General features: G+C 59.6%; 15 protein-coding genes. 7 read left to right on the forward strand and 8 right to left on the reverse strand.

What is annotated here, in order from left to right:
- Positions 1-5: 5 nt before the first annotated feature.
- The gene (gene lon / locus OHL18_RS17540) at positions 6-2,459 is read right to left on the reverse strand and encodes an endopeptidase La (protein ID WP_263376170.1); all 2,454 of its coding nucleotides are present in this window, start codon (positions 2,457-2,459) and stop codon (positions 6-8) included.
- 206 nt (positions 2,460-2,665) lie between these two features.
- Entirely contained in the window at positions 2,666-3,520 is an 855-nt protein-coding gene (locus OHL18_RS17545; protein ID WP_263376171.1) for a prephenate dehydratase, read from the reverse strand.
- Between the two features lie 185 nt (positions 3,521-3,705).
- Here OHL18_RS17545 and OHL18_RS17550 point away from each other — a divergent pair, with 185 nt between their 5' ends.
- Both OHL18_RS17550 and OHL18_RS17555 read left to right on the forward strand, forming a co-directional pair.
- Positions 3,706-3,855: a lmo0937 family membrane protein gene (locus OHL18_RS17550; protein ID WP_184213432.1), complete on the forward strand. Its 150-nt coding sequence runs from the start codon at positions 3,706-3,708 to the stop codon at positions 3,853-3,855.
- 83 nt (positions 3,856-3,938) lie between these two features.
- Entirely contained in the window at positions 3,939-4,268 is a 330-nt protein-coding gene (locus tag OHL18_RS17555) for a CsbD family protein (RefSeq protein ID WP_263376172.1), read from the forward strand.
- 58 nt (positions 4,269-4,326) lie between these two features.
- Here OHL18_RS17555 and OHL18_RS17560 read toward each other — a convergent pair whose 3' ends face one another.
- The 5 genes from OHL18_RS17560 to OHL18_RS17580 form a co-directional block, all read right to left on the reverse strand.
- A complete protein-coding gene (locus OHL18_RS17560; RefSeq protein WP_263376173.1) occupies positions 4,327-5,196 on the reverse strand; it encodes a UbiA-like polyprenyltransferase in 870 nt (289 codons plus the stop codon).
- A gap of 79 nt (positions 5,197-5,275) precedes the next feature.
- Complete coding sequence (locus OHL18_RS17565) at positions 5,276-6,064, reverse strand: BON domain-containing protein (protein WP_263376174.1); 789 nt, start codon at positions 6,062-6,064, stop codon at positions 5,276-5,278.
- Between the two features lie 77 nt (positions 6,065-6,141).
- Complete coding sequence (locus OHL18_RS17570; RefSeq protein WP_263376175.1) at positions 6,142-10,527, reverse strand: translocation/assembly module TamB domain-containing protein; 4,386 nt, start codon at positions 10,525-10,527, stop codon at positions 6,142-6,144.
- The gene (locus OHL18_RS17575; RefSeq protein WP_263376176.1) at positions 10,524-11,270 is read right to left on the reverse strand and encodes a peptidylprolyl isomerase; all 747 of its coding nucleotides are present in this window, start codon (positions 11,268-11,270) and stop codon (positions 10,524-10,526) included. The genes OHL18_RS17570 and OHL18_RS17575 overlap by 4 nt, the downstream gene beginning before the upstream one ends.
- Before the next feature lie 32 nt (positions 11,271-11,302).
- Positions 11,303-14,599, reverse strand: coding sequence for a POTRA domain-containing protein (locus tag OHL18_RS17580; RefSeq protein ID WP_263376177.1), 3,297 nt, complete (start codon positions 14,597-14,599; stop codon positions 11,303-11,305).
- A gap of 295 nt (positions 14,600-14,894) precedes the next feature.
- Here OHL18_RS17580 and OHL18_RS17585 point away from each other — a divergent pair, with 295 nt between their 5' ends.
- The 5 genes from OHL18_RS17585 (at position 14,895) to OHL18_RS17605 (ending at position 19,144) form a co-directional block, all read left to right on the forward strand.
- Positions 14,895-15,992 (forward strand): ThiF family adenylyltransferase, encoded by a 1,098-nt coding sequence (locus tag OHL18_RS17585; protein ID WP_263376178.1) that lies wholly within the window; start codon positions 14,895-14,897, stop codon positions 15,990-15,992.
- Between the two features lie 119 nt (positions 15,993-16,111).
- On the forward strand, positions 16,112-16,804 hold the full coding sequence (locus tag OHL18_RS17590) for an RNA polymerase sigma factor (RefSeq protein WP_263376179.1): 693 nt from the start codon (positions 16,112-16,114) through the stop codon (positions 16,802-16,804).
- A complete protein-coding gene (locus OHL18_RS17595) occupies positions 16,804-17,118 on the forward strand; it encodes a hypothetical protein (protein ID WP_263376180.1) in 315 nt (104 codons plus the stop codon). Before OHL18_RS17590 ends, OHL18_RS17595 begins: the two co-directional genes overlap by 1 nt.
- Positions 17,119-17,369: 251 nt before the next feature.
- Positions 17,370-17,978 carry a shikimate kinase gene (locus OHL18_RS17600; protein ID WP_263376181.1) on the forward strand — a complete coding sequence of 203 codons (609 nt, stop codon included), beginning with the start codon at positions 17,370-17,372 and terminating at the stop codon, positions 17,976-17,978.
- Between the two features lie 149 nt (positions 17,979-18,127).
- A complete protein-coding gene (locus OHL18_RS17605) occupies positions 18,128-19,144 on the forward strand; it encodes an AI-2E family transporter (RefSeq protein WP_263376182.1) in 1,017 nt (338 codons plus the stop codon).
- A 7-nt stretch (positions 19,145-19,151) separates the two neighbouring features.
- Here the strand turns inward: OHL18_RS17605 and OHL18_RS17610 are convergent, their stop codons facing one another.
- Positions 19,152-20,093, reverse strand: a complete 942-nt coding sequence (locus OHL18_RS17610; protein WP_263376183.1) for an MBL fold metallo-hydrolase — start codon at positions 20,091-20,093, stop codon at positions 19,152-19,154.
- Positions 20,094-20,131 lie beyond the last annotated feature (38 nt).

A 20,131-nucleotide genomic window follows, 5' to 3' on the forward strand; every position in this document is an offset into this window, starting at 1 on the left:
CGCTCTTATACCTCGGCAGCGTGCAGGATCTCTTCCCGCACCTCTTCGTCGATCACCGCCTCCAGCTTGCTCTTCGGCAGAGCGATCGCCAGCACGTCCTCGATGACGCTCGCGTAGTGGATGTTCACGCCCTCGATCTGTTCCGGTGTGAGGTCCTCTTCAACCTGCTGCCTGCAGTCGACCGGCAGGATCACGTCACGAACTCCAGCCCGCTTGGCGGCAAGGAACTTCTCCTTGATGCCACCAACCGGCAGAACGTTTCCGCTCAGCGTGATCTCGCCCGTCATCGCAGTGAGAGGCCGAACCCGAGCGTCCGTCAGCAACGAGACAAGCGCAGTCGCCATGGTCACGCCAGCCGATGGACCATCCTTCGGGATCGCTCCCGCCGGCACGTGGATGTGTATGTCCACATCCTTGGTGAAGTCCTCATCGAGCCCCAGCGAAGCCGCATTCGAACGGACCCATGTCAGCGCTGCCTCCATCGACTCCTTCATGACGTCGCCGATCTGGCCGGTGATCTTGAAGCCGCCCTTGCCCTTCATCTTGTTCGCCTCGATGAAGAGGATGTCGCCGCCAGCCGGCGTCCATGCCAATCCGACGACCACGCCAGCGCGCTTGGTGCGCTCCGCGATCTCGGTGTCGACACGGACCTTGATGCCACCAAGGAACTCGTGCACGACCTCCTTGGTGATGACCAGCTTCTCCGTCCGCCCCTCAGCGATCTTCCGGGCGAGTTTGCGGCAGACCGTTCCAATCTGCTGCTCCAGCTTACGGACGCCCGCCTCTCGCGTGTAGTGACGCGCGATCAGGCTGACGCTCTCCTCCGGGAACTCGATCAACTCTGGGTCGATCCCGTTCTCCTTCGTCTGGCGCGGGATCAGGTACTTGAAGGCGATCTGCACCTTCTCCTCCTCGGTGTAGCCGGTCAGCTCAATGATCTCCATGCGGTCCAGCAGCGGAGCCGGAATCGGATCCAACTGGTTCGCCGTGCAGATAAAGAGAACCTTCGAGAGATCAAACGGCTGATCGAGATAGTTGTCGCGGAACGTGTTGTTCTGCTCCGGATCCAACGTCTCCAGCAGAGCGCTCGCGGGATCGCCACGGAAGTCGCGGCCAAGCTTGTCGATCTCGTCCAGCATAAAGACTGGATCGTTCGTCTCGACGCGCTTCAGGTTCTGGATGATCTGTCCGGGCAGAGCTCCAATGTAGGTACGGCGATGGCCCCGGATCTCCGCCTCGTCATGCATGCCGCCCAGAGAGATGCGGCTGAACTTGCGTCCCAGCGCTCGCGCGATGCTGCGGCCCAGCGAGGTCTTACCCACGCCTGGAGGCCCGACGAAGCACAGGATCGGCCCCTTCATGTCCGGCTTCAAGCGCCGCACCGAAAGGTAGTCGAGGATGCGATCCTTCACCTTGTTCAGACCGTAGTGGTCCTCATCCAGAAAGTCCTTCGCCTTGGGAATGTCGATCTCGCCAGCCGACGACTTCGCCCACGGCAGCACAGCCAGCCACTCAATATAGTTCCGCGTCAGCGAGTAGTCCGCCGCCATGGGAGACATCCGCGCAAGCCGCGAAAGCTCCTTCAGAGCGTCCTTCTTCGTCTCTTCAGGCATGCCGGCGTTCTCAATCTTCTCTTTGAGGTCGGCGGTATCCTTCTGCGAGTCGTCGAGGTCGCCAAGCTCCTTCTGGATCGCCTTCAACTGCTCACGCAGGTAGTAATCGCGCTGTGATTGCTGAACGGAGTCCTGCACCTCGGTCTGAATCTTGTTGCGAAGCTGCTGAACCTCAAGCTCCTTGGCGAGGTGCTTGTTGATGCGCTCCATCCGCGCCAGGACGCTCGGTGTTTCGAGCAACTCCTGCTTGTCAGTAGTGGTCAAGAACGGCAGCGACGACGCGATAAAGTCCGCCAACCGCCCGGGCTCTTCAATATTGATCGCGATCGTCTGCAGATCGTCCGACAGCGTCGGCGACGAGGTCACGATCTGCTGGAACTGGCTGACCACGTTCCGCTGCAACGCCTCAATCTCAGGCGACGCAGTCATCTCGCTCTCAGGAATCGTCTCGTACTCGGCGGTCATGAAGGGCGAAAGCTGCGTAAACTCGCCCACGCGAACGCGCTCGTTGCCCTCGGTAAAGACGAAGAGGCTCTGATTCGGCATCTTCACGACCTTGTGCACGGTCGCGCGAGTTCCGATCGAGTACAGATCCGCGCCTTCCGGCGTGTCCTGGCGGGCATCGCGCTGCGCCACGACCAGGATCGTCTTGCCCTCACCCAGCGATTGAATCAGTTGAATCGAGCTCTCGCGGCCTACAGTCAGCGGCAGAACGGCGTGCGGAAACAGTACGGTATCGCGGACTGGAAGCACCGGAAGCGGGGTGTTGCCGCCGCCCGGGGTAGATCCTTCGCCAGCTTTCTCATTTCCTCGGGGGCTAATTACGCTTACAAAGTCATTTGGCATTGAGTGTCCTTCTGTCATATTTCATGCTATTCGATGCCGAAGATTAAGAAAAGTCGCAACCACCACATCCCTGGCTCGGACTCACCCAGCCACATCTCCTTCACATCGGCTCGAACCATGCCCCCGTGACGCTTTCGCCCGTTCGCGTGCAGAGGAAATACCAATCTGGACGGCACCGAAAGCTTATACGATTCTGGCTATCGCCGTCAGGCCGCGAGATATCGTCCCAGCTCCTTCACCGTGTGACAGTGCGCGGAGAGCGAAACAAGAGCGGCCTCGGCCAGCGCCACTTCAGCGAACCGAAACTCTACATAGAAGACGTACTCCCAGGGGTGCCCGGGCACCGGACGCGATTCGATCCTCGTTAAGTCCACGCCCGCAGAAGCGAGAAGTTGTAGCGCCTCAACCAATGTCCCTGGGCGGTGCTCGACGGTGAACGCAACCGTCATCTTGCTCGACTTCTGTGGGATCAACGCGCCTGGAAGCATCGCTACCCGGTCTTCCCGGCAGATCAGGTGAAAGCGGGTGAAGTTCGCGGCGTGGTCCTCAAGATCCCGCGCAAGGATCTCGCCGCCATACTCCTGCGCGGCAAGCTCCGGCGCGATACCCGCCGTAGCGCGAAGCTGCATCTGCATCACGTGTTTCACGCTACCTGCGGTGTCGTAGAAAGGGACCACTTCCCAATCCGGGTGCGCCGCCAGGTATCTTCGGCACTGCGAGAGTGCAACCGGGTGAGATATCACCCGCTTCAGGTCACCGGCCTTGACTCCCGGCATCGCAATCAGGTTGAAGCGTATCCGCAGAAAGCTCTCGGTGACGATCCGCACCGGGTTCGCCGCGATCAGGTCGTAGTGTTCCGCCACCGCCCCGTGCAGGCTGTTCTCGATTGGCAAAACTGCCCCGTCGATGGCTAACTCCTCATCGGTCTCCATCAGCTTCTCAAACACAATCGCCGAGACCGCACAGGGCACTATCTCGACTGTAACCTCGGCCGCTGCGAGCAGCTCCAGCGCTGCCATATGGCTGTTCGATCCAAGTTCTCCCTGGATTGCAATTCGCAACTTCGACTTCACCCTTTACCTCGCACTCAAAATCTTCCCGCCAACTTCTGTGTGCAAAATAAAACACTTTCCATCACAGCGTTTGGCAACCTCATTCTTACACCTCGCACCTTATGAAAGGCAGACGGTTTATAAGCACAAACGCCCGGCCGCATCAAGGGCCCGGCAACAGGAGATTCACTCAAATGCTCTGGACGATCACCATCATTCTCTTCCTTCTCTGGGTCGTTGGCCTGGTCAGTGGCGCGGCACTCGGCTCCTGGATTCACATCCTTCTCGTGCTCGCGATCATCGTGCTCATCTTCAACCTGCTTCAAGGGCGGCGTGCGCTCTAGCTTCCGTGATAGGCGCGGCACCGCCGACTTTCACCATGTCAAGTGAAGTAAACATCATCCTTATTACTTAACTAGGAGTAGTTATGGCTACCGAAACAATTACCGGAAAATTCGATCAGCTCAAGGGCCAGGTAAAGCAATCCATCGGCGAAGCGACAGGAAACGAAAAGCTTGCCAATTCAGGTGCCGCTGACCAGGTCAAAGGCGCAGCCAAGGAAGCGTGGGGCAACACCAAGGAAGCCGCGCAAGCGGTAACGGATGATGCTCGTGCTCACGCTCAGGCAAGCAGCTCCGATGCCGAGATTGAAGGTCACGAGAAGACCCATTCTGTTCGGGACTCTATCGTCAACACTGCTCAGAAGCTTAAGGACAGTGTGATCCGTCACACGGACAACGTGAAAGCGAACCACTAAATTCGAAATAGCCGTAAAAAAAGGCCGCTCAACTTGAGCGGCCTTTTTGTTCGCAAGCCTATTGGCGCCCCAATAAAACATCTGTGGCTACGAAGATAAAAAGCACCACAGAGATCACGCCGTTCAAAGTGAAGAAGGCTGCATCCATCCGCCGCAAGTCCTTCGGCGAGATGATCGAGTGCTCATAGAGTAGAAGTCCCGTGACCGCGCCAATTCCGACCGTCGCAATCTTTCCTAGTCCGAATAACTCCACGAGCCACAGAAGAACCAGGATCATTGCGAAATGCATAGCGCGCGCCATCCAGAAAGCGCCTTGCAATCCAAAGGCCTGCGGCACACTGTTCAATCCCACAAGTCGATCGTGCTCGAAGTCCTGACAGGCGTAGAGGATGTCGAAACCACCTACCCATAAGATCACCGCAAGCGTCAACACAGCGATGCGTGGATCGAAGCTGCCCCGCACGGCAATCCATGCGGCCGACGGCGCAATGCCCAGCGCCAGTCCCAGCACGAGGTGCGACCACCGCGTTAGGCGCTTCATGTAGCTGTAGACCAGCACCACGCCCAACGCAGCCGGAGCAAGCTCCAGCGTGAGCCGGTTCAGCATTGCCGCGCCGAGGAAGAACACCGCCGCAGATACCGCCACGAAGCCGCCTACAAATCCCTTGCTCAAAGCGCCCGCAGGGAGCGCCCGCGTCGCCGTGCGAGGATTCGCTGCATCGAGCTCCGCATCAGCAAGCCGATTGAACGCCATCGCCGCAGTCCGCGCCGACACCATGCACACCACAATCCATAGGAACACGGAGAGCTTCGGCCAGCCTCCCGCAGCCAATACAGCGCCAGTCAAGGCAAAGGGGAGAGCGAAGATGCTGTGCTCCCACTTGATCATCTCGAGCGCAACGCCCGTCTTCGATACCAGCGAACTCATACTTCCATTCTATGAGCTTTCAGACAAAACGATGGCCGGACAAGATGCCCGGCCATTCGCCCTGTGAATCGTTCTCGGCTTATTTTGCTGCCGAATTCGATCCCCCTTCGACCTGGAGGTTATTCGTCACCTTGAAGACTCCCGGAACGCTATTCGCACGAATCCCTGCAGTGTCCCTGTCCGCTTGGCTGTCGACTACACCCGAAAGCGTCACGTTGCCGCTCACTACGGTAATTCTGATCGGCTTCGCCGGATCGATCGAGTACTTGTTCAGCGAAGGATATCCGTAGACCGCGCGCGCAGTGGCGATACGAATTCTGTCATCCATCGGCGAAGGCGGGGCGACTTCAATGTTGTCGACAACATCCTTCACACCCGGATAGTTTGCGGCCTCGCTGAGCGCTGCGTCCTTATCCATCGGGCCATACGCAACGCCGCCAAGCGTCACCACGCCGTTCTGTACAGCAATCGTGATCGCATTGAAGGCGGTCGTCCCGTATCCCACGCGGTCATAGGCGATCTTCTCGCCGAGTTTGTTCCGCAAGGTCGCGTCTTCTACCGTGGGGCCGGCGACCGTGATTTCATTGCGAACGCCCGAGACGTTCTTACGGTGATGCGCCTTCTTGTCGGCTTCTTCCTTTTCGCTATAAAGGTCGACCGTTCCGGACAACGTCACGATACCGCCCGAAACATCAACCTTCACGTTGCTGAAATGCTTATTGTTCAGTGCCTTCATCACGTCGGCCTGGATCTGCGCGTCCGCCGGATTCGTACTCTGCGCTGCTGCTGCAAATCCCATGGTGGAGATAGCTAGCATTCCGGCGACGACTGCACCATTCACCACTCGTCTTAAGTCGTTTACGTTCATGGTCTTCTCCGCTCTGCCCTTCGGCTTCATCGCCGCAATGAGGGCAATCTCACAGTGATAAGACGCAAAAATCGGGATTAACGATAGCGTTTCCGAATTTTATAGACCACGCTGAAGACGCCCGTCTCGTCGCGTGTCGCCACGATCGACATGTTCCGATTCAACTGATACTGCACCTGAATTAACTGCTGCGCAGTCTGGTTCACGTTCTGCGCATAGGTCAAAGTGAGTTGCTGCGTCAGTTGCTGCTCAACCGTGATACGCGCCGACGAGTTACCAAGCGTACCGACGAATGCCGGATCGATCTTCACGCTGCCCACACCAAAGAGCTTCGAGACACGATTGCTAACGGTAGCGTTCAAGGCCCCGCCCAGCAGGGCGCTGGTTGTGGGATCGGTGCCCTGCTGCACCTGCTTTTCCTGGTAGAGCTGCGCCTCTTCCTGCGTGCGTCCGAGCGCCAGCAGATTGAAGACGTCCGCCTCGCTCAGCGGCGGCTCTGACCGGTAGGTCGGCTTAAGGTTCGTCGAGGTCCCATGCAGGCCAACCGTAATGTCGTAGCTCTCCACGCGGGCCGTCGCATCGATATCAATGACCGGGTCAATCCGCACTGGGTTCGAGAAATAGATGTCGCCACGCTGCAACTGATAGGTGGTGCCGGCGAAGGTTGCGCTGCCGTCGGTCACCTGGATACGCCCCAGCACGGTGGGCGATGCGATCGTTCCGCGTACTGTCAAGTCAACGGTTCCGGCCAGCTTGGCATAGGAGTTCTGGAAGTCCAACTGCGGCGAACTGGTCACATGAACGTCGAGGACGATCTTATCCATGATGGAGTTCGGATCGGGCGGCGCGGCCACCCCGCCAGACCCCGCAAACGCCGCGAAGTCGACGTTCGCGCCCACACCGAAGCGCGTGATGAGCATGTTGCCGCTTAGCCGGAGACTGTCCGGACCACCCTGCAGCTTCAGGCTCGCGTTCGCCGTCGCGCTCAGGCCGTTGTAGCGCACGCGGACCGTGTCCGCTCCCAGCGTCAGGTCGGCGAAGAACTCGTTGCGATAGGTGAAAAATCCACCGATCGTCACCTTGCCGCCGCCCGTCGTCGCGGTTAGATTCTCTACCTGTAGCCGGTCTTCGTTGAAGGTCATGCTGCCGTTCATGTCGGTCAGGCCGTTCGGTATGCTCTCCATGCTGGCGTTCACATGCTCAAAGTTGATCTTGCCGGTAAGTTGCGGCTCTTTCATCTGACCCACAGCTGCCACATTGAAGCTGACCTTGCCGCTCGCCTGGACCTCGCGATCGACGACGTGCGCCAGTGCCGGGCTTACACTTCCAGTTGACCGCAGATTCAGAGCGCCGCCCTTCGCGCCCGTCGCGCCCAGGATCTGTGCAGTTCCGCCCGCATGCAGGTCGGTGTCAGTACCCGTGATATGCAACTGCTCCAGCGTCGCAACACCGTTCTTCAGGCTTACGCGGATAGGCTCCGCCGCCTTTAGGTCGATGCCCTGCAGCTTCACGCTGAAGTTGTTCAACGCCGCGTTGCCTTCGAGCTTCATCGGCGTCTTCAGAGGCCCGTTGACCGTGACCGTTCCATCGATGTTCGAAGTTACCTTCAACCCGGTGGTCGAGAACATATCGACCGCCTTGCCCAGATCCAATCCGGCAAAATTAAGCTTCGCCTGGGTCTGGTAGTCTCCCGTCAGCTGCGTCTGCCCGGTTGCGTCGATCTTCGTTCCAATCGCCGACGCCTGCGCGGTGAGGTACATCATCGTTCCCTGGCTGTGAACGTCCGCCGTAGCATCGCCCAACGGCTTGTCACTGACCGTCACATTCGCAAGCTTCAACTTCGCGACCAGCCCCGGCTGTTCGATCGTCCCGTTTGCGTCGGCCACCAGCGTCAGCGTTCCGTCTGCCGCGACACCTGACTTCTTCACCGTATCGAGCTTTGACAACAGCAGATTGTCGCCCTGCAGATGCGCATGGAAGCGCTGACTCGCCATGTCGTAGCCGCCGTTGCCCGTCACCTGCATGTCGTGCGCCTTTAACAAGACGTTCTTGCCTTCAATCGCTTTGCCCTGGACGGTCAGGTCGGCGCTCACTGTTTGGAAGGCCTCGCCATAGGCAACGCCATTTGCGAGTGCCACGTTACCGCCACCGTTCAACGCGCCAAGAGTTCCGTTCACATTGCCGTGCAGATTGAGAGTGCCAGTCACGGGATACTTCCCCTGCTGTCCGGCGATCTGCAGCACGTCCGCCATCTGTGCATTCGTAAGCCGCACCTGCGCGTTCACCACGGTATCGTCATCCCACACATAACTCGAGTTGCGCCGCCTTGAGATCACCTTATGCGGCTTCACGGATCCGCCAACATTGAGCACGGCGGTCCCGCGCGTGATCGTCGAGCTTGCAACAGCCAGCCCCGAGTAAGGCGAGAACTCCGCGTCCGCGACGACTGAATCCACCAGCACGTCCGCCTGCTGTGTCTCGCCAGTACCGAGCTTTACCTCCACCTGCTGCGCCTGCAGATGTCCCTTCACATCGAGGTCCGCAATCGGGCCGGATGCCGATCCCTGAAACTCCAACCCGCCGTGAAGCACCAGAGGGATCGCGGCGCTGCCCTTCTTGCCGTTCGACTCCAGACCGAGCGTCTGCAGCAACTGGTCGTATTCGCCGAGGTCCCGCACAGAAAGATTGACCTGCAACGCCGTCAAAGGATCTCCAATATTGACGCCGAGCACGCCACTCGCATTCAACGTGGATTGCGGCGTCAGCAACTGAATCCTCGAGATCCGGACCACCTCGGTCCTTCCGTCGTAATGCGCCTGCGCCTGCCCGCTTACGGGGATGTTGGAGGCCGCACCCGCACGCTTCGAGCCCGACGGCGCAAACTTTAAGTCGCCATCCACCTGCACCGATGCCGCCAGCGCGCTCGCCGGCCCGCTCCACTCCGCTTTGACCGGCCCACTCACCGTGGTGTCGAAGCCGAGATCGCCATAGCCCTTCGGTGCCACGACGTCCATGATCGTCCGCAGCGGAATACCCTTCGCCGTCGCGGTCAGATACGCATGCGCGGGTTGAACCTTCGTGACCGCGAGTGAACCCGTCACCGGAGGAGCGGCGTTGATGATCGCTGCCGTGCGGTTTGCCGTCTTCGCCGCCGCGGTTGCAGTCAGCGTACTGGGGGACTTCGCCGTCGCATCGGAAGGCACCTCGCCCAGCCAGTTCGTGATCCTGAGATCGCCCTCCGCGCTTCCACCGCCGGGCAGATAACCCGTCAACGCAGTGAACAGCAGGTCCGCTGGCGTGATCTTCAGGTGCGCGGAGCCGTCGATATCGTGCAGCCTGACATCCTGGTCCTCGTAACCCGCCTTGTGAACCTTCACCTCGCCAACCAGCAGATAGCCCGCCTTGCAGTCCGGATCGGGCGCCAGCGTCTTGCTGCTCGACGTCTGTTCGGACTTCGGATGTCTGCTTCGCCAGAAGGGCAGATGCTTCTGCGCGACAGCGGGAGTGACGGTGCAGTTATGCCCACGCAGATTCAAGTCAGCCACGCCGCCCGTCAGCCCACTGAACCCGGCGAGGATGCCAATCTGCTTTAGCTCCAGTGAGCCATCCACCGCTGCCTGCCACTCCGGCTGCGCGAAGTGATCGAGCGATGCGTTCGCCTTCACTACCGTGCTCTTACCTGTCGTCAGTTCGAGCTTCGTCAGCTTCGCCGCATCGCGACCGAGCTCAGCCTCAACGTGCAGCTTCGACTGCGCCTCCGGATACGTCGTCATCTTCGTGCGTAGATCACGCAAGTCGACCGTCGCGCCGTATCGATCGCTCTTGGAGATGTAATGCACCTCTGCATCGAGATCACGCGCAGCCAGATCGAACGGAATCGCGCGATCGTTCAGTAGCGCAACGCCATTCAGAAGTTCCACCTGGCTCGCCTTCAGGTCGAGCAGCGTGTCCGTCAACGATTCTTTGCTCGTGCTAGAATGCTTCGGCACCGGCTGATTCGTCTTTCCGTCCTTGTCGATGATGAGATGAATCTGCGGATGTTCGACACGAAGCAGGCTCAACCCCACATGCGAAGCCAGTCCCACGCCCGCAGTGTGAGATAGAAAGCTCGAGATCTTCAACCGTACATCAATCTTGTCGAGCGAGACATACGGCGCTTCGCCCGGCCCTTCCGTCCCATGAATGATAAGTCCATCGGCTTCGATGGCAAGGTGCCGCAGGCTGAAGCGCAGCTTCCCCAACTCGACCCCGCCGCCGGTTGCGTCCTCGAGAACCTTGACGACCTCTCTGCCGACGCGCCGCTGAAAGTCCGGTGTCGTGGTGTACCACCAGCCCGTGCCGAGCAGCGCGACGATCAGCACGAGCACACTCAGCACGGTCCATGCCATCGCCTTCGAGATGCGGATGGCGATGTGGGGCCGCTTCTTAACCTGCGGAACTACCGGCTCTTCAGGCACGCTCATCGCGTCACCTCATCTGCCGTGACCATCCGCACATCGCCCGACGCGCGCAGCGCCTTCAGCCAGTCATCCAGCAACGCGCCCACCTGTTCCTGCAGCAGAATCTCGCGGATCCGATCGCTGATCGAATCCAGCTTCGGAGCATTCGCCTTGCGCTCCGCATATTTGGGCAGAAGCGTCTTTTTGTAATAGTCCTGCACCTGCTGGTCGGAGATGCGAATTCCCATGCGGAATCTGTCCTCGATGAACTGCAGCGTCTCCATGCGGTCGCGCCAGTGCCGAAGCAGTTCTTCTTCCGTAAATCCGTTGTCGCTCAGAAACTTGTGCCAGCCCTCCGGGGTCTCGCACTTGTACTGCTTGCAGGCCAGAATGTCCTTGCGCAGGTCGGCCAGGTTCGCCTGCACTTCGGCATCGGTGATCGGCTTTCTTGGCTGTTCCTTTGCCTGCTGCAGAATCAATGTCCGGTCGATCAACCGCTGAATCGCCTGTGCGCGGGAGAACGACCCCGTCGGTTCGCTGTAGGGCTGAAAGACCGCGAATCTACGCTCTTCATCGACATCACTTTCAAGAATCAGGTCGCCGTTGACGATGGCCACCACACGGTCAAGCTGCGTTGCTCCGGCATCCTGCGCAGCGGTGCTCTGAGACTTGGCGTCAGCCGCACTCTGAGCCTGCATAGAACCGCACAACAATAGCAGCGCCGCGGGCAGCACAAGTCGCAGCAGGTTGGCCCTGCCGTCTTTCATCGAACTCCCGACCATGCCGTTGTCTTTGAACACTAGAAGCTCTGTCCGATGCTGAAGAAAAAGTTGAACCTGCCCGCCTTGCCTTCATACGGATCACGTCCGTTGAAGTCTGCAATCACCGGATATCTGGGCGGATTTAAGTTGTAACTAAAATCGACGCGAATTGGCCCGACCGGCGTCTTGTACCGTCCGCCCACCCCAAGAGCGTGCGAAAAGTAATTGAAATCGCATGTCCCGAATGCATTCGTCACCACCGCGCAGGTCTGCTCATTCGGCTGCCTGAAGCGAAAGAAACTTGGGAACATATCGCTAACGTTTTGGAAGACATTTCCCATGTCGTGAAAGAGGACAAAGCTTAGCCCATCGCCCACATAGGGCAGCGTCGCCGCAGGCAGACGGAGCTCCGTTGAGTTCACGAACGCCGCCGTCCCGCCCACCGGAAATCCGGTCTGCAGGTCCCTTGGTCCAGCTCCGTTTAGAGGGAAGCCGCGGTGTGAACTCGCGCCGCCCGCGTACAGACGCTCCGGTAGCGGAACAGCATCGCAGGAGGCATTCGTATCGAGCAGAATTCCTGCGCAGGAAGCATTCCCCTCGTTCGGATTCTTGCCAAACTTGGTCTCAAATCCCAGCCGCGTGTTGCGTGCCAGCACATACTTCCGTTTCCCAAAGGTGTAGTAAGTCGAGTTCGTGAGATCCACGCGATTGAAGTCGGACTCCGACCCGAACTTCGACGTCGCAAAGAACTCCGACACAGACGTATACGATCCCTTCCCGGCATCGAGCGGGCTTGGATCGCGCGTGTCGTGGAACCAGGTCAATCCAGGCCCGCCTACCCTGACCGGCTGCGAGAGCAGGGGAATCAGGTTCGCCGAGATCTGCAGGCTGTTTGGATCGACGGCTACCCGACGGTACTCAAAGTCGTAGATAAACGTGTCGGTTCTGCGGAACTTCTGCGTTACGCGAAAATCGAACTGTAGCGTCGAGGCCTTGAAGGTCGTGATGTTCTGTACGTTCGAGTAGCCGCCGGAGACCGTCGCCGTCAGCAACGGATTGCCCAGCAGATGGGGGTTTATGAAACTCAGCGTCGCCACCTTTTCGAGTAATCCGTAGGTCGTATGCAGCGTAGCCGACTTGTCTGTGCCGAAGAGATTGATGCGCGACACGTCCGCCGACACCCGCGGACTAACTCCAGGGCTGCCCTCCTGCTTGGGAACAACGTTCTGGTCGCCGAGCAGGATCGCCGAGGCCTTGGAGAGCGTTCCCGCCGTCGGCGTACCGGTCTGTGCCTCGATCCCGAAACCGTACGTTACATCCCACCGCTTTGCCTCGCGCAACTGGATCAACACATTCTTACGCGCCGCGTCTCCATCAGGATTCTGCACCGCCGCGTTCACCTCATTGAATAAGGCGAGGTTGTAGAGCTTTCGCTGCGTGTCGAGCAGCGCGCTCTGGTCCAATGGGTCGCCCGGGTGCAACTCCAAGGTATTGTCGATCACCTTCGGCTTGGTCCGATCGTCGCCGGATACCAGCACGTGATCGACGAAGACCTGGTGTCCTTCTGTGACGTTGATGCCGACATTCGTTAGCTTCGGATCGTTCGCGTCCTTGGCCTGCTTCACCTCGACCCGCGCCTGGTCGAAGCCATTGCTCAGGTAGTAGCTCAATACCGCGTCGCGGTCACCGGAGAGCGAGATCAGGCTGAATGGTTGTCCCTGCTGCGAGTTCAGCAGCCCCTTAACCGCCGCCATCCGGCTTGCATCCACACCCGCCACGTCGATCGGCCCGAACTTCTGTTGCGGACCTTCCACAATCGTCAGCGTCACACGAATCTGCGCTGTCTTGAGGGGCTTGCCGTTCGGACCGTTGTCAATGTCATCCACCACGGGCGTGACCGTCGTCTCATTAAATCCGTTCGCACGATAGAGCGCCTGGATCGAACTTATGTCGGAGTCGACCAGCGCCGGACTGTAACGGCCACTGCGAAGGTAAGCATCCGCCTTTTGCACTTTCATCCGTTCCTTCAACAGATCGGACTCGAAGTACTTGTTGCCCTTCAGCATTACACTTGTCACCTTGTGCTTTACGCCGCGGTCCACCGAATAGACCACCTGCTCGCTCGGGGTATTCTCGCCAATCACCTTCACTTCGACCTTCGCGTCGAAGTATCCCTGCTGTTCAAGGAACTCGTGGATATTGTGCGTCCCTTCGTTCAAAAGGTCATTGTCGATCGTGCCCTCTTCGAAGATCGGCACCAGCATATGCAGCCTGCTCTTCGAGACCTTTGCTCCTTCGATCGAGACCTTCACCACCGGCCCCTGGTTCGCACGGAAGTCGTAGTTCAACTGCTTCTTCGGCTGGTCGTAGGTGGATTTCTGCAGCGCCACCGTCGCTTCCAGCCGATCTTTCTTTTGATACTGCGCACGCAGTCTGCTGAGCGCATTCGAAGTTGTCTCGCGCGTGACCTTGCGGCCTTCCTTCAGCTTGCTTTTCTTTCGGAACTCCTCCAGCGTGAGGCCAGGATCGGGGCCCTCCATCGCCACGTTGCCGATACGGGCCTGCGCCCCAATGTTGATCCGAAAGGTGATGTTCATCTGTTGACTCGCATCGTCCGGAGTCGTAGTCACGGAGATGACCGGCTGATAGTACCCGTTCTGCGCCAGCGTCTGCTTCACCAGCGTCGTCGCCGTGGGGACCGCCGTCTCAACATACGGAGCACCGGGATTCAGGTTCGTCGAATACTCCAGCAAAGAGGCGAGCTGTTCGACCTTTACGCCTTCGATGTTGACCCGACCAACAAAGTAGCGCGACGGGCCGCTGAAGATCAGGGTCACCGAGTTGCCACTGCGAATCCCGCTCACTCCGATCGTGCGATACCGTCCGCTCGCAAATAGCCGGCGCATACTGTTGCGTACCTTCTCCGGATCGAGCGGCTGTCCTGCCTGCTGTGGGAGCTGCTTTGGAAGAACGTCGTCCGGACCGAAGGTCACCCCTTCAAAACGGATCGCATCGACCTTCAAGCCGTTCCACTGGAAGATAGTCGTCTTCAGCCCAGGCTCATCGGCAACTTTGGTTCCACCCGCCTGCCGCTCGCGCTGAGCCTTTGTGGGAGCGGCCGGTACCGATTGCGTGGTCTCCGGAACCGGAGCGCGCTGAACTACGGCAGGAGCTGAAGTGCCTGTCTGGGGCGGGCTTCCAACAGCCGGAGTCGAAGCTTGTCCAAAGGCAACGCCTCCGAGAGCGATTGCCCCCCATGCCAGGCTGAGCGCGGCGTGCAACCTCCGAATCTTCAACTCGCCACCATCAAACACCACTCGCAAATTCCTCTTCATGGGGCCCGCAGAATCTTCGAGCAGTCCAACTTCCTTTGTCTCATTGTGGGACGTTTCATCCCGTGACCGGGAGGCGAAAAGCTCGCACCCGTGGCCGCCGCCCTTTGCGTCGTTCAGCGTTTTTCCGGCCCCTTGCAGATGCCGATCAGCTGTCGTTCAACCTTCTAGGATGCAAATTCCTCGGCGAAAGTCATGCCGCAATCCGAACCGCTTTACCCTCTCTATACTACGTAGTAAGAGTTCATCCGTCGCCGGCCATGAGAGCGATCTTTCCGGCACACTGGACCAGACGTCTATGCCCCTGTCCGTGCAAAATCCGATCGATGCCCTAACCGCCGCCGCCCCGAATGCCGCCGTCGACACCGAGCGCTATAGCCGCCAGATTCTCTTCCCCGGCGTCGGCGAATCCGGCCAGCAGCGGCTGGCTGCAGCGCATGTTGCCATCGTCGGTTGCGGAGCGACCGGGGCCGCATCGGCATCGCTGCTCGCCCGCGCCGGTGTCGGCACACTTACGCTCATCGACCGCGACTTCGTCGAGGCCTCCAACCTCCAGCGCCAGGTTCTCTTCGACGAAGCCGACGCCGCAGCCTCCCTACCCAAAGCCGAGGCAGCCCGCCGCAAGATAGCGCTCTTCAACTCCACCGTTACCGTGGTTCCGCAGATCGCCGACCTCGTCCCGGCGAACACCCAAGAGCTCCTCAGCGCAGCGGACATCGTCCTCGACGCCACCGACAACTTCGAGACCCGCTATCTCATCAACGACTTCGCCGTACAGCAGGGCAAGCCCTGGATCTACGCCGCCGCCATCGGTGCCTACGCGGCAACGATGAACATCCTGCCATTGCATCTGGATCGTGATCCGCAGCAGGCCACCGCCTGCCTCGCCTGCATCTTCCCAAAGCCTCCATCCGGCCCAACGGAGACCTGCGACACGGCTGGAATCCTCTCCACAGCCGTCAACCTCGCCGCCTCAATCCAGGTCACCGAGACACTCAAATATCTGACCGGGCAGCCCGCTCTCATGCGCCGCTCGCTGCTTTCGTTCGACCTCTGGAACAACGACCGGTCGGAGATATCGACAGCGAAACCTGAGCCGGCCTGCACCGTCTGCGGTCTGCACGAGTTCACGCATCTGGCCGGAAACGCCCGTCCTCACATCACGCTCTGCGGCCGCAACTCCGTGCAGATTCATGAACATCACCGTCCCGTCGATCTCGTCGCCATGCACGCCCGGCTCGCGCCGCACGGCACTGTCCGCTCGAACGACTTGCTTCTTCGTCTTGAACGGCCGCCCCACACGATTACCCTCTTCGCCGACGGCCGTGCGATCATTCAAGGCACCACCGATCCCATGATTGCGCGCTCGCTTTACGCTCGCTTCGTCGGCTCGTGAGGGCACCCCAAGGAAACTCCGCCAAATACAACCTCCACGCTTCCTCCCGCGTCGTATAAAAAATAGAGATACATCGACGCATATTTCTTCCACCACTTAAGGAAGGTTCGAACGAAGCAATGCAGGAAACGACGATAGAACAAACCAATTCGGCCTCTCCGGTTCCTGTAGATTCCACGCAGGCCAAGCCGAGCCCCAGTCTCTTCAAGAGAAATCCCCCCATTGCAGGCGAGGCGGAAGCCATTGAACGTGCCAAGGCAGGCGACCCTGAGGCCTTCTCGAAGCTCTACGCGCTGCATAAACGCCGCGTCTACACCCTCTGTCTGCGCATGCTCGGCAACGTCTCCGAAGCCGAAGATATGACCCAGGAGGCCTTCCTGCATCTCTTCCGTAAGCTGGGCAGCTTCCGCGGAGAGTCCGCCTTCTCCACCTGGCTGCACCGCATGACCGTGAACCTGGTTCTGATGCAGCTACGCAAGAAGGGGCTGAACCTGGTCTCGCTCGAAGAGACCATCAATCCATCGGAAGAAGACGCCCCCAAGCGCGACTTTGGCAAGCGCGACCCGCAGCTCTCGGGCTCGGTCGATCGTGTCGCCCTTGAGCGCGCCGTTGCTCTCCTTCCCCCCGGATATCGCATGGTCTTCGTTCTCCACGACGTAGAAGGCTTCGAGCACAATGAGATCGCCAATATGCTCGAATGCTCCACCGGAAACAGCAAGTCCCAGCTGCACAAGGCTCGCCTGAAGCTCCGCGAACTTCTTCGTCAGACGGAGCCACACTCGGAATCTGGCCTGCTTAAGGAAGCCGTCTAATGACCCAAACGCCCAATAGCACCGAGAAAATGACCCTTGCGGAGTTCGAACAGAGACTCCCTGAATTCTTCGCCACCGGCACCGGGAGCATCAGCGATGATGCCCGGCTTCAGGCCTTTCTGCTTGAAAATCCAGATGCGGCCGCCCTCGTCCGCGACTTTGAAGCGATCGTAGAAGCAGCTCGCGGAATGTTTGACGTCGAGGATGCTGAGCCCAGCGACGCCGTATGGCAGAACATCCAGAGCGGCCTCCAAACGACCTCTATCGACCCGGAGACTTCTTCGGAGCCTCTGGCCGCGAAGTCAACCCACTAATCGGAGATATCTTGTCACCCGCTCATCACGGGTGTACATTCTTTCTTGACATGACGAATTGTTTCCAGCCTGTCTCGTTTACCAGCTCCTATTGGTGCCCTCGCGCGGCCAGTGGAGCCTTCGCATGTCCCTCTGAAACCTGATAAACCCCCTCAGAGAACTTCGAACTTCCCGAGCCGCGATCCCACAAGGATTGCGGCTTTTTCACTTTAGCCAAGAAGAACAGCCACCTCATACACTACGGAGAAGTCATGACGACCACCCGCCATTCCGAAGCTGCCTTGGAAGAAACCATGGACACACTCAACGCGCCGCAAGCTTCCGTTCATCCCACGCTTCGTCGCATTGTGCTCACCGGATTCATGGGCTCCGGCAAGACGACCCTTGGCCGTCTCATCGCCGAGCGCCTCGACTGGACCTTCCTCGACCTCGACCACTACATCGAGTCCCGCACAGGCATCTCTGTTCCAGACATCTTCGCTCTTCACGGCGAATCCCACTTCCGCCGCCTTGAATCTACCGCCCTCGTCTCCGCGCTCGGTAAGAACAACACCGTCATCGCCCTCGGCGGAGGCACTCCTGAGATCCTCACTAACCGCCTTCTGCTCGAGCAGACTCCCGGCACCGCCACCATCTTCCTCGACGCGCCCTTTCCGGTCCTCTTTGATCGCTGCGTCCTCCAGGGCATCTCGCGGCCCGTCCTCGCCGACCCCGCGCTTGCGGAACGCCGATTCGCCCAGCGCCAGCCGCTCTATCGCGCCCTTGCCCACCACACAATCGACACATCAACTCTTGAGGCTCACGGAGCCGTGGAAGCGATGGTAGCGGCACTGGCCGCAGCGCCAAAACGCACTCGCTGAGCGACATTGCACAATCGCGACGCATCTCACTCGATGCAACGGAAACTATCCGAGTTCTCAAGGAGCGCACGCTGAACGACCTCACCTCCGAGCCTGTATCGCCCTCTGTTGCGGAACTCGCCGCAGCGCAAGCCGCCTCCGCTCAAGCCGTGGAAGCTTCGGCGAAAGACCATCGTCGCGCCATCGTCTTCTTCTTCGCGATCCTCATCTCGCTCGGTATCGCTTGGAAGCTCGCGAAAGAGCTGGAGATCCTCTACGTCAGCGCGCTCTTTGCCGTCGTGCTGATGCCCATCGTCAACAGCATCTGCAAGCTGAACATCCGCGGCTGGCGACCGTCACGAGCCATCGGCATCGTGCTCATGCTTCTCGCCGTCGGCCTGTCGCTATCGCTCTTCTTCTTCATCGCGCTGCCACCGGTCACGCGGGACCTCAGCCAATTCCTCACCGACCTGCCACAGCGCATCCCCGTCGCAGTCGCGAAACTCAAGCATCTCCCCATGGCCGACAAGCTGGGCCTCGACACCGTGGCGCAGAAGGCGCAGGGAGCCATTGAAGCGACCGCAAGCTATCTCTTCACTTCGATTCCAATGTGGCTGGCCCACATCTTCGACATCGTCACCGCTGCCTTCCTGTGCCTCTATTTCATGCTCGAAGGCGAGCACGCGTACGATTTCTTCCTCTCCCTGGTGCGTACGTCTTCGCGCGGCCGTCTCGACCAGACGCTGCGCAAGGCCGAAACCAAGATGAGCAAGTGGCTGCTCGGCCAGGGCCTGCTGATGCTGACCCTCGGCGTGACCAGCACCATCGTCTTTCTTATCTTCCACATCCGGTACGCTGTCCTGCTGGGCGTGCTGATGGGGCTCTTCAACATCATTCCCGTTGCCGGCGGAATTATCACCATGGGCCTGGTCTGCATCGTCGCGGCGCTCGACTCATGGACCAAGCTGTTTGAGGTCGTGGCCTTCTATCTCATCTACCTCAATCTTGAAAATGCCCTTCTGACACCGCGCATCATGAAGTCGAGCGTCGACCTGATGGGCCTTACCGTCCTCGTTGCCTTGCTCGTTGGCACGGCCCTTGCCGGCATCGTCGGAGCACTCGTCGCCGTTCCCACCGCCGCTCTGGTGGTCGTCCTGCTCGACGAGTACGCGGTGAAACGCTCCTGATGCGAGCTTACTTCCTCGCTTGCATCAGGAACGAGACCGACTCCGCTTTGTAGATCACGCGCCCTGTCCCGGCGGGTTCGCCCGCAACCTTCCCCGCTCGAACTGCGGCGAAGTCCGCCAAGAGCTTTGGCAGAATTGCTGGCGGTGTCAGCGGAAAGTTATGCGCCCCAAGCACCTCCCGCACATCCGGAGCCAGCGCTGCCAGCCGTGCAATCGACCTGCCGTATGCATCGAGATCCGTCTCCGGGGCGAACAAGTAAATCGTTCCGGGATAGTAGGTATCGCCGGTGAACAGCAGCCCGCGGGCGCGTTCAAAGAGACTTATCGCGTCCGGAGTATGCCCCGGCGTGGCGATCACCTCGATCTCCCGTCCACCCAGGTCGATCCTGTCTCCGTCGCGCACCACGTGCGTGATCTTCCATGGCCTCGTCACATACGTCTTCGCGTCGAACCCCGCCGGAAGCTCACCACATATCTCGCTCGGCTTGATCTCATCCCGCGCCTGCTCGCTCGAACCCCGCGCGCTCTTCCGCGTGAACTCCGTATCCATCCCGTAGACGTGCGGGAACTGCCAGTTCCCTCCCACATGGTCGCCGTGCGTGTGCGAGTTCAACACCGAGACGGGCAACGAGGTGAGGCGATCCACCACGGCCTTTATATCGCCGATGCCCATCCCGGAGTCGAAGAGCAGCGCCCGCTTCCTGCCCACGATCAGGTAGCCGATCGTCTCCTCTGACTGCTTCGGCTCATAGATGGCAAACGTGGCCGGAGCCACCTCGTAGACCTCGAACCATGTGTCCGCCATCGGAACCCGCTTCAGCGTCTTGTACCCCGCGCGGGGAAGCGACTTGCACCAGTCAGGCACCTCCGCCCGCGAAGGCATCACGCCCGCGCACAGTGCGAGCAAGAGCCCAGACAGAAGCATCATCGCCACAGGAATTCTTTTCATCGTGTGCGCTAGTATATTGCTCCGGCGGACCTCTACCC

It is taken from the genome of Granulicella aggregans (assembly GCF_025685565.1).
Classification (GTDB): domain Bacteria; phylum Acidobacteriota; class Terriglobia; order Terriglobales; family Acidobacteriaceae; genus Edaphobacter; species Edaphobacter aggregans_B.